The organism is Arthrobacter sp. FW306-1B-G06A, from assembly GCF_058781765.1.
The window spans coordinates 71,230-83,647 of record NZ_JBYSXB010000011.1; the positions used below are offsets into that span (position 1 = coordinate 71,230).

The 12,418-nt window shown below is 62.3% G+C and carries 14 protein-coding genes; 10 read left to right on the forward strand and 4 right to left on the reverse strand.

Translation table 11 applies throughout. From position 1 onward, the window contains the following. Positions 1-39: 39 nt before the first annotated feature. The 3 genes from AC3WJM_RS08095 to AC3WJM_RS08105 are packed head-to-tail and all read left to right on the forward strand — an operon-like array spanning position 40 to position 2,554. Positions 40-507, forward strand: coding sequence for a MarR family winged helix-turn-helix transcriptional regulator (locus AC3WJM_RS08095; protein WP_492271571.1), 468 nt, complete (start codon positions 40-42; stop codon positions 505-507). A gap of 5 nt (positions 508-512) precedes the next feature. After that, on the forward strand, positions 513-1,079 hold the full coding sequence (locus AC3WJM_RS08100; protein WP_492271572.1) for a cysteine hydrolase family protein: 567 nt from the start codon (positions 513-515) through the stop codon (positions 1,077-1,079). After that, a complete protein-coding gene (locus tag AC3WJM_RS08105; protein WP_492271573.1) occupies positions 1,076-2,554 on the forward strand; it encodes an MFS transporter in 1,479 nt (492 codons plus the stop codon). Before AC3WJM_RS08100 ends, AC3WJM_RS08105 begins: the two co-directional genes overlap by 4 nt. A gap of 96 nt (positions 2,555-2,650) precedes the next feature. On the opposite strand, the gene AC3WJM_RS08110 is transcribed toward AC3WJM_RS08105, so the two are convergent. Beyond that, on the reverse strand, positions 2,651-3,283 hold the full coding sequence (locus tag AC3WJM_RS08110) for a LysE family translocator (protein ID WP_492259838.1): 633 nt from the start codon (positions 3,281-3,283) through the stop codon (positions 2,651-2,653). Between the two features lie 117 nt (positions 3,284-3,400). Here AC3WJM_RS08110 and AC3WJM_RS08115 point away from each other — a divergent pair, with 117 nt between their 5' ends. Further along, a complete protein-coding gene (locus AC3WJM_RS08115) occupies positions 3,401-4,927 on the forward strand; it encodes an LCP family protein (protein WP_492271574.1) in 1,527 nt (508 codons plus the stop codon). A gap of 64 nt (positions 4,928-4,991) precedes the next feature. On the opposite strand, the gene AC3WJM_RS08120 is transcribed toward AC3WJM_RS08115, so the two are convergent. Both AC3WJM_RS08120 and AC3WJM_RS08125 read right to left on the reverse strand, forming a co-directional pair. Beyond that, positions 4,992-5,411: a VOC family protein gene (locus AC3WJM_RS08120; RefSeq protein ID WP_284989030.1), complete on the reverse strand. Its 420-nt coding sequence runs from the start codon at positions 5,409-5,411 to the stop codon at positions 4,992-4,994. 133 nt (positions 5,412-5,544) lie between these two features. Beyond that, positions 5,545-5,919, reverse strand: a complete 375-nt coding sequence (locus tag AC3WJM_RS08125; protein ID WP_284989029.1) for a VOC family protein — start codon at positions 5,917-5,919, stop codon at positions 5,545-5,547. A 184-nt stretch (positions 5,920-6,103) separates the two neighbouring features. On the opposite strand from AC3WJM_RS08125, the gene AC3WJM_RS08130 reads away from it, so the two are divergent. Continuing rightward, positions 6,104-6,502, forward strand: a complete 399-nt coding sequence (locus tag AC3WJM_RS08130) for a DUF3054 domain-containing protein (RefSeq protein ID WP_492271575.1) — start codon at positions 6,104-6,106, stop codon at positions 6,500-6,502. Positions 6,503-6,563: 61 nt separating this feature from the next. Beyond that, a complete protein-coding gene (locus tag AC3WJM_RS08135; protein ID WP_070349420.1) occupies positions 6,564-6,845 on the forward strand; it encodes an Lrp/AsnC family transcriptional regulator in 282 nt (93 codons plus the stop codon). A gap of 23 nt (positions 6,846-6,868) precedes the next feature. Here the strand turns inward: AC3WJM_RS08135 and trpD are convergent, their stop codons facing one another. After that, the gene (gene trpD / locus AC3WJM_RS08140) at positions 6,869-7,927 is read right to left on the reverse strand and encodes an anthranilate phosphoribosyltransferase (protein WP_492271576.1); all 1,059 of its coding nucleotides are present in this window, start codon (positions 7,925-7,927) and stop codon (positions 6,869-6,871) included. A gap of 112 nt (positions 7,928-8,039) precedes the next feature. Between trpD and ctaE the strand changes: the two genes are divergently transcribed. From ctaE to qcrB, 4 genes are all read left to right on the forward strand, one after another. Continuing rightward, positions 8,040-8,714: an aa3-type cytochrome oxidase subunit III gene (ctaE, locus tag AC3WJM_RS08145; RefSeq protein ID WP_172465702.1), complete on the forward strand. Its 675-nt coding sequence runs from the start codon at positions 8,040-8,042 to the stop codon at positions 8,712-8,714. Between the two features lie 88 nt (positions 8,715-8,802). Then, positions 8,803-9,591 (forward strand): cytochrome bc1 complex diheme cytochrome c subunit, encoded by a 789-nt coding sequence (gene qcrC, locus AC3WJM_RS08150; RefSeq protein ID WP_059389999.1) that lies wholly within the window; start codon positions 8,803-8,805, stop codon positions 9,589-9,591. A gap of 98 nt (positions 9,592-9,689) precedes the next feature. Next, positions 9,690-10,760, forward strand: coding sequence for a cytochrome bc1 complex Rieske iron-sulfur subunit (gene qcrA, locus AC3WJM_RS08155; RefSeq protein ID WP_284989026.1), 1,071 nt, complete (start codon positions 9,690-9,692; stop codon positions 10,758-10,760). After that, on the forward strand, positions 10,738-12,411 hold the full coding sequence (qcrB, locus tag AC3WJM_RS08160) for a cytochrome bc1 complex cytochrome b subunit (protein WP_059390000.1): 1,674 nt from the start codon (positions 10,738-10,740) through the stop codon (positions 12,409-12,411). Before qcrA ends, qcrB begins: the two co-directional genes overlap by 23 nt. The last annotated feature ends 7 nt before the right edge of the window (positions 12,412-12,418 follow it).

Below are 12,418 nucleotides of genomic sequence, written 5' to 3' on the forward strand. Positions count from 1 at the left end.
CCTTTTCAGTTTGCCTTACTATCTGCTAGCGTCGTTGTTATGAACCCCCACCCGGATACAGACGCGACGGGCATGCTCGAAGCTGCCGCGGAGCTTCGTGTCCTCATTGGCCAGTTGACCAGGCGGCTGCGTGAGCAGTCCCAAGTGGACAACCCGACCCAAGTGGACAACCTGACGAATGCGCAGAAGGCCGTGTTGATCCATTTGGATCGTGACGGTCAGGCCACCCTGTCCGCGCTGGCCCGCGCAGAGGGAATGCGTCCCCAGTCCATGGGCGCCATCATTTCCGCCCTTTCCAGCGCAGGACTCGTTGAGAGCGGCCCTGATCCGGCAGACGGCCGCCAGCGGATCTTGTCCCTCACAACCGAAGCCCGGAGGAGCATCAGCGCTAGCCGGGCGGCCAAAGCTGATTGGCTCTACCGCACCATCCAGTCCAAACTCACGCCGGACGAGCAGGAACGCTTGCCCGGCGCTACCCACCTACTCAAACGCCTTCTGGAGCCGTGATACCCATGCCCATCACCACGTTGGACCCACAGACCGCCCTCATCATCGTTGACCTTCAGCGGGGAATCGTTGCGTCCCCGAAGGCTCATCCCCTTGAGCCAATCGTGCGGAACTCCGTTGCACTGGCTGACGCCTTTCGCAGCCACGGACTGCCCGTGGTACTGGTGAACGTCACCGGCGGCGCTCCGGGCCGGACAGATCAAGGCAGCACTGCAGGAAGGGAGTTCCCCGCCGATTTCGCCGAACTCCTGCCCGAACTGAACCAGCAACCGAGCGATCACCTTGTCACGAAGAAGACCTGGGGCGCCTTCACCAACACCGGTCTTGGCACGCTCTTGGAAGACCTCGGAGTAACGCAAGTTGTCCTGACGGGTGTCGCCACGAGCATTGGCGTGGAATCCACTGCGCGGAGCGCCCACGAATCCGGCTTTAACGTCACCCTCGCACTCGACGCGATGACTGATTTGACCATGAACGCCCACGAAAACTCCGTCAGCACGATTTTTCCCCGGCTGGGCGAGACCGGCACGACGCAGGAAATCCTGGGCGTGCTCAAAGCCACCCGGTCGTGACCGCGCGGGACGCCGCCCAAGCATCGAGCCCGTCAGCTGACACGGGCAGCCGAGGGCTGACTCCCCCACGGAACGCGGCCGGCGCTCCGGCTGCAGGCCACGGGAACCCGCCGTCAAACCCGCTCGGCTGGAGGTTCACGGCACCGCTGCTGCTTGGCTCCACCCTGAACCCGATCAACAGTTCGATGATGGCCACCGCGCTGGTGGGCATCGGGGCTGACTTCCGGTCGAGTCCGGGCGCCACCGCCGGGCTCATTTCCGTCCTGTATCTATGCAGCGCAGTGGCCCAACCGACCATGGGGAAACTCTCCGTTCTCTTCGGGCCCAGGCGGGTGTTCCTTTCCGGCGTCGCTATCCTTCTGCTGGCCGGAGTCGTCGGAGTGCTGGCGCCCAACCTGGGCGTGCTGCTCATTTCGCGGGCACTCATCGGCATCGGAACCTCAGCGTGCTACCCGACGGCGATGGCGCTGGTCCGCCGGCGGGCCGACGAGTCCGGCATTGGCGTACCGGGCCGCGTCTTGGGCAACTTTTCGATCGCGGCCCAGGTGACCGCCGTCGTCGGCTTGCCGCTCGGCGGAGTGCTGGCCGGCGCGTTCGGCTGGCGGGCCCTTTTCGCACTCAACATTCCGTTGGCCCTGCTGGCCTTCACCTTCACTTTGCTTGGAGTAGCGAAAGACGCGCCGGTGCACAAACAGGGCCTGGTTAGCCTGCTCACCATGCTGGACCTGCCGGGGATCGCCCTCTTCGCCGGTGCGATTGTCTCGCTGCTGGTGTTCCTCTCGGCGCTCACGACGCCGGCCTGGTGGCTTGCGGTGCTGGCCGTGGTGCTCGCGGGGGTGCTGCTGTTGCGGGAGCGGCATGCGGGCAGTCCACTGATCGACGTCCGGATGCTGGGCAGGAACGGACCGCTGCAGCGTACCTACCTGCGTACGATCCTGGCCGCCCTGGCCACATATGCCTCGATGTACGGGACCAGCCAGTGGATGGAACAAAGTATGGGGCTCAACCCCGCGGCGGTGGGGCTGATTCTGATTCCGTTAAGCCTGCTGAGCATTGTCGTGGCACGGGTCGTCTCAAGCCGGGCGTGGGTCCGCTGGCCGTTGATCCTTGCAGGCGTCGCATTGACGCTTTCCGCAGGCGTGATGCTGCTCGTGAACCACAGATCCGGCGTCGGGCTACTCATTGGAATGACCTTGCTGCTGGGCCTGACCAACGGTTTCAGCAGTTTCGCGAATCAGGCGGCGCTGTACCTGCAAACGACTGCCGCGGAGATCGCTGTGGCCTCCGGATTGCTGCGGACGTCAATGTACTTGGGCGCGATCGGCTCCTCCAGCCTCATCGGCATCGCCTTCGGGCCGTCCACCACCGACGCCGGTTTCCACACTTTGGCGTGGATCCTGGTCGCAATCGGCGCCTCGATGGTTCTCCTGACGGCGTTTGACCGCAGCGTTCCGGCCGTCGCCGCGGAGCATTGAGCCCGACGGCGGAAGCACTGGACGGCAACGGGTGCGCCCCTCGAGAAACGCCGCGATGATCAGAAGGGATGACGCAAAGGCGCGCGTCATCCCCGCTCAGCTGTTTGCCGAAACCGCAGTCCCCAGGCCAAGCGCCGTGAGGATCGCGGCAGACGTCCGTTCGAGTGCTTTCGTCACAGATGGCCTCTTCAGCCAGAGAACCGCTTTGGTCGCCACCAGGGACAGGACGCCGAGGTAGAGCATCGAAATGACGAAATCGATGACTCCTAGCAACATCGTCAGTCCAAAAGACGCTTCCCCCGGAGGAAGGAACTGGGGCACCACAGCGAGGAAAAACAGGCCCACTTTGGGGTTCAGCATGCACGAAACAAGTCCCGCCAGGAAAGTCGAACACAGTTTGGGGCCCGCCTCGACAGAGTCCTGTTCCTGGTGGGCTGGCTGTCCTCGCCGACTGTGGATAAAGGCGCTGATCCCTAGGTAAACCAGATACAGGCCACCGATGATTTTCACTACCCTGTATGCCTCGGCCGACTGCTCCAGAAGGGCCGCCAATCCTATGCCGACAAGCCCTGCCCAGAAGATGCTGCCGAGCGAGGACCCGAGGCCCGCCGAGAGGCCGGCCTTGACGTTCGACAGGCTGTACCTCAGGACGAGGAACGAGTCAGGGCCCGGTGTGAGGGCCAAAATCACGCACAATCCGACGAACGCCGCAAGTGAACTCAGAGTCATGTTCCCATTGAATCATTGCGCGGCATCTGCCCTGCTGCCGCGGGCCTCACGGAAGCTTCCCAGAGCCCCCGGCTACAATAGGGCCGTCCGTATTTCCCCTGGAGAGGTAGTTCCCTTTTGGTCACTCGCCACGATGCATCCAGCCCGGAGCCGGGTCAGTCACCCCCTGTTGCCTACCCGGGCCAGGGAAAACTGGCTGCCCGCAGCCGGCGGTTCAGCTTTCGCCGTTCGCCCCGCTGGTTCAAAATCACCAGCGCCGCAGTGGCCGTCTTGCTGATCGCAGTCATCGCGTTTGGAGGGTATTGGGTATGGCGCCTTCAGTCCAACATCTCATCGTCCGCACTCGGTGCCGGGGGCGTCAGGACGGAAGGACCGGTGGACGACAGCAAGGACCGTCTCCAAATCCTCGTTCTGGGTACCGATACCAGGAGCGGTAAGAACGGGCAGTTCGGCACCACGGACCAATCCTCCGGCTACGGCCAATCGGACGTCATGATGTTGCTGGATATTTCCGCGGACAACAACCATGTCAACGTGATCAGCTTCCCGCGCGACTTGTTGGTCGACGTGCCGGCCTGTACTGACAACAAAACCGGCAAGCAATACCCCGAACGGCAAAATGCGATGATCAACAGCGCGATGGCCGAGGCAGGCATCGGCTGCGCTGTTGACACCGTCAACAAGCTCACGGGTTTGGAAGTTGACCACTTCATGATGGCCGACTTCAACGCCGTGACCGAACTATCCAAAGCCGTCGGCGGCGTCGACGTCTGTGTGAGCACCGCCGTCAACGACCCCGACTCCGGATTGCATTTGCCCAAGGGCACCTCACAGGTGGAAGGTGACCAGGCACTTGCCTTCCTGCGCACCCGCCATGCATTTTCCGACGGCGGAGACCTCGGACGGATCAAGGCCCAGCAATCGTTCCTTGGTTCCCTCGTGCGGAAGCTCAAAGCTGACGGCACGCTCGGAAACCCCCAAAAGATGCTGGGCATCGCCGATACGGTCACCAAGAACCTCACGGTCGACAACGGTCTCGCCTCGGTCCCGGCCCTCTTGACCATCGCGGGCAGGCTGAAAAACATTGACCCGGCCAAGGTCAACTTCATCACCGTGCCCAATGTCCCTGCCGCGTCCGATCCCAACCGGCTCGACCTCGATCAACCGGCTGCGGGCAACTTCTTTGCTGCCCTGACCAAGAGCCCCGACCTCAGCCAGCCCGCACCAAGCGCCGCGGCGTCCCCTGCTCCCTCCACGGAAACGTCGAAGGCCGGATACGACAAGGCGCTTCAACCGATCACCGTTGCCAATGGAACGGGCGTGACCGGCAGAAGCCAGGAGATCGGAGCGCTTCTCTCCGCCGGAGGCTTCACGAAGCTGGCCAGGATCCAAGCCGACTCCCGGCCGCAGACCATGGTCTACTACGGTGCAGGCTTTGCCGACGTTGCCGCGGACGTCGCCGCAATGTTCGGGTTGCCGGCGACGAGCGTGCAGCAGGTCACCAGCGTCCAGGGAGTCCAGCTCTACGCCGGGCAAGATTTCGCCGCAGGCAACAAGCCGACGCTTCCGGCCCCTAAGCCCAATGACGTGGTTGCCCAGACCGCCCAAGACCAGACATGCCAAACGACCAACCCGGTCGGATAGCCCGATAAGACAGAAAGCGCCCTCCGTCCCGCATTGCGCGGCGGAGGGCGCTTCTGTTCTTGGCTTACTGAGGCTGCTCCCCCGACACGTTGACCAGCCAGGCAATGCCGAACTTATCGGTCAGCATCCCGAAGATGTCTCCCCACGGCGCCTTCTCCATCGGCACGGTGACCGTCCCGCCGTCGACCAGCCCGTCCCAATAGCCGCGAAGTTCTGCTTCGTCGTCGCCGCTGAGCGACACCGAGATGTTGTTTCCCGGGCTGTAGTCCATGCTATTGGGGGTGTCTGCGGCCATGAGCAGCAATCCCTTGTCTGTTTTGAGCGCCGAGTGCATGATCTTGTCGCTCTCGGCGGGGTCTTCGCTCGCGTGGAACTCCGCGAAGGTGCTTTGGGTCAACTCGCCTCCAAAGACCGACTGGTAGAAGGCCATGGCCTCCTTGGCGTTGTCCCGAAAGCTGATGTAGGGGTTGAGGTTCGTGGTCATTACATGGCTCCTCGGTGTTTGGGGGCAGCACGATCAGCTACCTTTTCGTCATGCTAACAGCGCCCGCCGGGACCATCTACAGGCAAACTTTTTCCTGCCCGACGGCGGCTGTCAGCTCCCGGGGCCCCGCCTCCTAGCTGCCGCTTGCCTGCCGGCCGACCAGCCCGACTGTGTTGCCCTCGCTGTCCTTGATGAAGGCCATCCACTCATCGCTTCCAACTGGCCCGAGGCTTCCATCGACATGGCTGTAGACCAATTGTGGCTCCTGGACGATCTTCGTTCCCGAGGCGCGTAGGTCTTCAACAGAGAGCCGGAGATCCGGGACGTCGAGGTAGATCAGCGACGACGGAGCGCCGCGATCCAGGAGAAGCCTGACGCCGTCGAGATCGAAGAAGAGCAGGCCGGGCGGATCGAATCTTCCGCTCGGCGCACTGCCCAGCAACCGGGAGTAGAACGCCGATGCCCGGTCGAGGTCCACCGCCCGCTGAGCAACCTGGATCAACTTCATGTTGCACCTCCGGTGGTTGGCGTCGCTTCACGTGTCGTAGCCACATCTTCCGCGGTACTCGATCCTGGTTCAAGAGGTGCTGGTTCAAGGGTGCGGGTTCAAGAGGTGCCGGTTTAAGAGCCTAGTGGCATGCGCAGGACTTTCGGTTCGAGTTCGGGCATCAGTGCGGGATAGTGTCGTTTCCATGCCTGCTGCAAAATCCGCCCTGCCCCGCACCGCCCTCATCGCCGGCCTGGCCGACGCCATTCTCATTCTTGTTTTCGCGGCCATCGGCCGCGACGCACACCAGCGCGCCGATGTGGTGACCGGGGTCTTTTCCACGGCATGGCCGTTTCTTGCCGGTGCCGCGATCGGATGGCTTGCCGTGCGGGCCTGGCGGGCACCCCTGCAGATCTGGCCGGCCGGCGTCGGCGTATGGATTGGAACCGTGGCCGGGGGCATGCTTTTGCGTGCGGCTACCGGACAGACCGTGGTGCTCGCGTTCATCATTGTCGCCTTGATCAGCTTGGCGATTCTGCTCCTCGGCTACCGCGCCGTGATCGCCCTCGTGGTGCGTGCCCGTCGACGGAGCCACCGGTCCTAAGCACCGGCCGATGGACTAGGCTTGCTACGTCCACTGCTGCACTTCGGAAAGGCCGCCCCCAGTGATCACCGCTTTTGTCCTGATCAAGACCGACGCTTCACGCATCCCGGAGACGGCCGAGGAGATCTCCGCCATCCAAGGAATCAGCGAGGTCTACTCCGTCACAGGGGAATGGGACCTTATTGCCGTGGCGCGCGTGGCGAAGCATGAGGAGTTGGCGGACGTCATCGCCGACAGGCTCTCCAAGGTTCCCGCGGTGGTGCACACCACCACCCATATCGCCTTCAGGGCCTACTCGCAGCATGATCTGGACGCGGCGTTTTCACTGGGCTTCGAGCAGTAACCGCCTGAAGCCGGGCGCCTTGCCTACCTTTGGGTGAGTCCCACCCACGTGTCGAGGACCCGGATGGCTGCTCCGGAATCGATGGATTCCGCAGCCCGCAGCCAGGCCGACTTCATGCGGTCCAGGAACGGTCCGTCGGCTGCAGTGTCGAAGGCCACCAGGCCTGCGGCGGCGTTGAGCAACACCGCGTCCCGGACCGCGCCCGGCTTCCCGTCAAGCACTTCGCGCACGACGGCGGCATTCGCCTTGGCGTCGCCGCCTCGAAGATCGGCGACGGTCGCCGCAGCGATCCCCAGATCCGCGGGCGAGAACCGCTGCTCGCTCACTTGCCCGTTCCTGATTTCCCATACCGTGGATGGACCCGTGGTGGTGAGTTCATCTAGTCCGTCTTCCCCGCGGAATACCAATCCGCGGCTCCCCCGCCGCGCAAGGACCCCTGCGATCAAGGGAGCCATGGTGGCGTTGGCAACACCCACGGCTGAAGCCTGGACATGGGCCGGGTTGGTCATGGGTCCCAGGAAGTTGAAGGCCGTGGGAATGCCAAGCTCCGCCCGCACCACACCGGTATGGCGGAACGACGGGTGGAACACCTGGGCGAAACAGAAGGTGATTCCCGCCTCTTCGGCGTTGCGGGCTACGCGTTCGATCGGCAAGTCGAGCCTCACGCCCAAGGCTTCCAGGACATCGGCAGAGCCCGACGACGACGATGCCGCCCGGTTCCCGTGCTTTACGACACGCGCTCCCGCGCCGGCCGCCACGAGGGCAGCCATGGTCGAGATGTTGACCGTGTTGAGTCGATCGCCGCCGGTGCCTACGATGTCGAGCTTTTCACCCGGAATGCTCACGGGCTTGGCGTTGGAGAGCATTGCCTCCACCAGTCCTGTGACCTCTTCCACCGTTTCCCCCTTGGCGCGCAGGGCCACCAGGAAACCGGCAATCTGGGAAGGGGCGGCTTCTCCCGACATGATCGTGTTCATGGCCCATGCCGTGTTCCCGACCGAGAGGTCATGCCCGTTGATCAATGCGGAGATGAGTCCGGGCCACGAGTTGCTTGCCTGCTCTGCAGATGCCTGTGAAGTCACCACTTGATGCTAGCGATCCACCCTGCTCCGTGACCAATGCTAAGGACGCCGGGAACTTTTCCGCGCGAATTCGCGTGTTTGTAGAAAAAGTCTCCCCAAATGGCGGTTCGCATTGGGAAGTCCGGACTTTTACAGACATAATGTCCTTGTGACATCTGCGACCCATGCCCCCAGTACCCCGGCGCACCCGACGCTGAATCGCCCCAATTTGGTTTCCGTTGGAACCGTTGTGTGGCTTTCCAGTGAGTTGATGTTCTTCGCCGGTCTCTTCGCCATGTACTTCACGCTGCGCTCCACGTCGGGCGCCTTGTGGGCGGAAGAAACCGGCAAGCTCAACTTCCCGTTTGCGCTTGTAAACACCATCGTCCTTGTGTCGAGTTCCTTCACTTGCCAGATGGGTGTCTTCGCCGCCGAGCGACTTGAGCCGCGCCGTCGAGGTGGTGTGCTGCAGTTCACCCGCTGGGGCATGAACGAATGGTTCATCCTGACGTTCATCATGGGCTCCTTCTTCGTTGCCGGGCAGACCACCGAATACGCGATGCTTGTGTCCGAGCATGTGACGCTCTCGGCCAATGCCTACGGTTCCTCGTTCTACATCACAACCGGCTTCCACGGCCTCCACGTCATCGGCGGCCTCATCGCCTTCCTGTTCATTATTGGCCGTGCCTACGCCGCCAAGAAGTTCGGGCACTTCGAAGCGACCTCGGCAATCGTCACCTCGTACTATTGGCACTTCGTGGATGTTGTGTGGATCGGCCTCTTCCTGGTCATCTACGTACTGAAGTAGCCCGGCACCCACTCTTGTTCCACAAGAGGATGAATTTTAAAGAAGCGGCTCTTGGAGCCGACGCAGGATCGAATAAAGGAACCACCACGTGAAGGCACTCTCGCAGAAGCGACGTCATCCACTGGCAGCCATTGCGCTGCTGCTGATGGGACTCCTCGTCACTGGTGGGCTCTACGCCGTTGCCACAACGGTCAACCAGGCGAAGGCAGATACCACTACCTTCAGCGCAAGCGACGCCCAGGAGGGCGGCAAGCTTTTCGCCGCCAACTGCGCCACCTGCCACGGCATGGGCGCCAGCGGAACCAAGGACGGCCCCTCGCTGGTCGGCGTGGGTGCTGCTGCGGTTGACTTCCAGGTTGGCACCGGCCGTATGCCCATGCAGATGAACGGACCCCAGGCCCAGGAAAAGCCGCGGCAGTTCAACGACCAGCAGACCCAGCAGCTTGCGGCCTACGTCGCTTCGCTCGGCGCTGGCCCGTCAATTCCCGACGCATCGCTGCTCGACGAAAAGGGAGATGCCGCCAAGGGTGGCGAACTCTTCCGCGTGAACTGCGCGATGTGCCACAACGCCGCAGCCGCCGGCGGTGCTTTGACCCGTGGAAAGTTCGCTCCGGCACTGGCTGGCGTCTCCGGCCAGCACATCTATGAAGCCATGGCCACTGGTCCGCAGAACATGCCCGTCTTCAACGACGCCAACATCTCTCCTGAAGGCAAGCGCGACATCATCACCTTCCTGAAGAAGATCGAAACCAACGGCTCGCCTGGTGGAAACGATCTCGGAGGATTGGGTCCGGTATCCGAAGGTCTCTTCGTCTGGGTTGCAGGCCTCGGCGTCATCATCGCCTTCACCATCTGGCTGACGTCGCGTACGTCCTAGGCCAGCGCACTAAAGAACTTCTGCTGTCCCCACAGCAGTTTTGAATTGAACATTAACCCGGTTACGGCCGGGACAACGAGAGAAGGATGAGGCGAATTATGGGCAACCATAGTGACGGCAGTCCGAACCACTCGGGCACCGTAGCTACGGCTGGTCAGAATGTTGTGGAGAAGTTCCAGGATCCTGGGCTTCCTCCGCACCGTTTGCGCCTGGCTGACACGGACCCGAGAGCCGCTAAGCGAGCCGAGCGACAGGTGGCCATACTGTTTGGCATCTCCGTCATCGGCACGGTGATCTTCCTGGTGTCGTACTTTGCCATTGATCTTGGGCAAGACTCCACGATCGCAACAATCCGCACCCAAAACCTGTTGCTCGGCCTTGGCACCGCATTTGCGATGCTGGGCATCGGCACCGGCATCGTGCACTGGGCCAAGGCCCTCATGCCGGACCACGAGGTTTCGGAAGAGCGCCACGCCATCCGCACCGAGGATGACCGGCAGGCAGCCGTGCGAATCGTCGAGGACATCGTCGAGGAAACCGGCATCAAGCGTCGCCCGCTGATCCGCAACACCCTTCTGGGTGCCGTGGCACTGGCGCCCCTCCCTGCCTTGGCAGTGTTCGGTGACCTGGGTCCCCGCCCGGACAACACGCTCGCGCACACCATGTGGGCTCCCCAGGACGGCAAGCTCAAGCGCCTCACCCGCGACCCCGACGGAACTCCGATCAAGGCATCGGACGTGACCATCGGTTCCGCCTTCCACGTGATCCCGGAGGGCCTCAACGAACTCCAGGAGGGCAAGCTCAACGCGAAGGCCAAGGCCGTCGTTTTGCTCATGCGCCTCAACCCGGATGACTTGACGATCTCCAAGGGACGCGAAACCTGGAGCTACAACGGAATCGTTGCCTACTCCAAGATCTGCACCCACGTTGGTTGCCCCGTTGCCCTTTATGAGCAGCAAACGCACCACCTGCTGTGCCCGTGCCACCAGTCAACCTTCGACCTCACCAAGGAATGCAAGGTTATCTTCGGCCCCGCCAGCCGTCCGCTCCCCCAGCTGCCCATCGCGGTTGACGCTGAAGGCTACCTCGTAGCCACGAGCGATTTCAAAGAACCTGTAGGACCGAGTTACTGGGAGCGTGACGAGCATGAGCGCCTCATCAACAGCTGAAGTCCCCTTCGTACCCAAAACCAAGGTTGGCCGGATCACGGACTTCGTTGACGAGCGCGTCGGCGGATCCGGAATCCTGCGTGAATTCGGCCGGAAGGTCTTCCCCGACCACTGGTCCTTCATGTTCGGTGAGGTGGCGCTGTATTCCTTCGTCATTCTCCTGATGTCGGGTACCTTCCTGACCTTCTTCTTCGACCCGTCCATGGCAGAGACCCATTACTCGGGTTCGTACACCCCTCTGACGAATGTCGAAATGTCCGTCGCGTACAACTCGTCGCTGAACATTTCCTTCGACATTCGCGGTGGCTTGTTCTTCCGCCAGGTCCACCACTGGGCGGCTTTGCTGTTCGTGGCATCGCTTGGTGTACACATGCTGCGCGTTTTCTTCACGGGCGCTTTCCGCAAGCCGCGTGAAATGAACTGGGTAGTGGGCGGCGTCCTGCTCATCCTGGCCATGGCTGAAGGCTTCACCGGATACTCTCTTCCCGATGACCTGCTCTCCGGTAACGGCCTGCGAATCATCGACGGTGTCATCAAGTCCATCCCGGTAATCGGAACGTACATCTCGTTCTTCCTCTTCGGAGGCGAGTTCCCGGGTACGGCCATCATCGGCCGCCTGTACGTGCTGCACATCCTCCTCGTGCCAGCCATGATCCTGCTGATGATCGTCATCCACCTGTTCATGGTGGTTGTGCACAAGCACACCCAGTACCCCGGCCCGGGCCGCAACGACGGCAACGTCGTTGGTTACCCTCTCGGACCGGTTTACGCTGCCAAGGCCGGCGGCTTCTTCTTCATCGTGTTCGGTGTCGTCGCGCTCATGGCTGCGATGTTCACCATCAACCCGATCTGGAACTACGGGCCGTACGACCCCTCCCCCGTGTCTGCAGGTACCCAGCCTGACTGGTACATCGGCTTCGTCGATGGTGCCCTGCGACTCATGCCTGGTGTGGTCAACGACTTCCACTTCGAATACATCATCTTCGGCCACGTGCTGACGCTGAATGTGCTGCTGCCCGCGTTGGTTCCTGCCGGCATCATTTTCACGGTGCTGTTCATGTACCCGTGGATCGAACGCTGGATCACCAAGGACAACCGCGAGCACCACGTTCTGGACCGTCCGCGTAACGCTCCTACCCGCACTGCCATTGGCGTCGCAGGCTTCACCTGGTACTGCGTCATGTGGGCCGCTGCCGGCTCGGACCTCATCGCAACGCACTTCCACGTTGCCCTGAACGACGTCACGTACTGGCTGCGCACGCTGTTCTTCATCGGCCCGATCATTGCGTTCATGGTCACGAAGCGTGTGGCGCTTGCGCTGCAGCGCAAGGACCGCGAGATTGCCCTGCACGGCCGGGAAACGGGCCGCATCGTGCGCCTGCCGCATGGTGAGTTCATCGAAGTACACGCACCGCTGGACGACTACAAGCACTACAAGCTTGTGGGCTTCGAGTCGCCTTCCCCATTGCCGGCCGAACCGAACGAGCACGGCGTGGTCACCCCGAAGGAGAAGCGCCGCGCGGCGTTGTCCAAGTGGTTCTTCGAAGACCGTGTTGCCCCGGCAACCCCGGCCGAGCTTGAAGCCGCTCACGGACACGGCCACCATGAGGCCATCGAGTCCGCCGAAGAGCACAAGAGCCTTAGCCACTAGCTCCCGC

Bases quoted from the DNA above. Each gene is read 5' to 3' on its own strand.
- AC3WJM_RS08125 (WP_284989029.1), bottom strand. From the start codon at position 5,919: ATGAAGTTGATCCAGGTTGCTCAGCGGGCGGTGGACCTCGACCGGGCA.
- qcrA (WP_284989026.1), top strand. From the start codon at position 9,690: ATGGGCAACCATAGTGACGGCAGTCCGAACCACTCGGGCACCGTAGCT.
- AC3WJM_RS08130 (WP_492271575.1), top strand. From the start codon at position 6,104: ATGCCTGCTGCAAAATCCGCCCTGCCCCGCACCGCCCTCATCGCCGGC.
- AC3WJM_RS08095 (WP_492271571.1), top strand. From the start codon at position 40: ATGAACCCCCACCCGGATACAGACGCGACGGGCATGCTCGAAGCTGCC.
- AC3WJM_RS08100 (WP_492271572.1), top strand. From the start codon at position 513: ATGCCCATCACCACGTTGGACCCACAGACCGCCCTCATCATCGTTGAC.
- AC3WJM_RS08120 (WP_284989030.1), bottom strand. From the start codon at position 5,411: ATGACCACGAACCTCAACCCCTACATCAGCTTTCGGGACAACGCCAAG.
- qcrB (WP_059390000.1), top strand. From the start codon at position 10,738: ATGAGCGCCTCATCAACAGCTGAAGTCCCCTTCGTACCCAAAACCAAG.
- AC3WJM_RS08110 (WP_492259838.1), bottom strand. From the start codon at position 3,283: ATGACTCTGAGTTCACTTGCGGCGTTCGTCGGATTGTGCGTGATTTTG.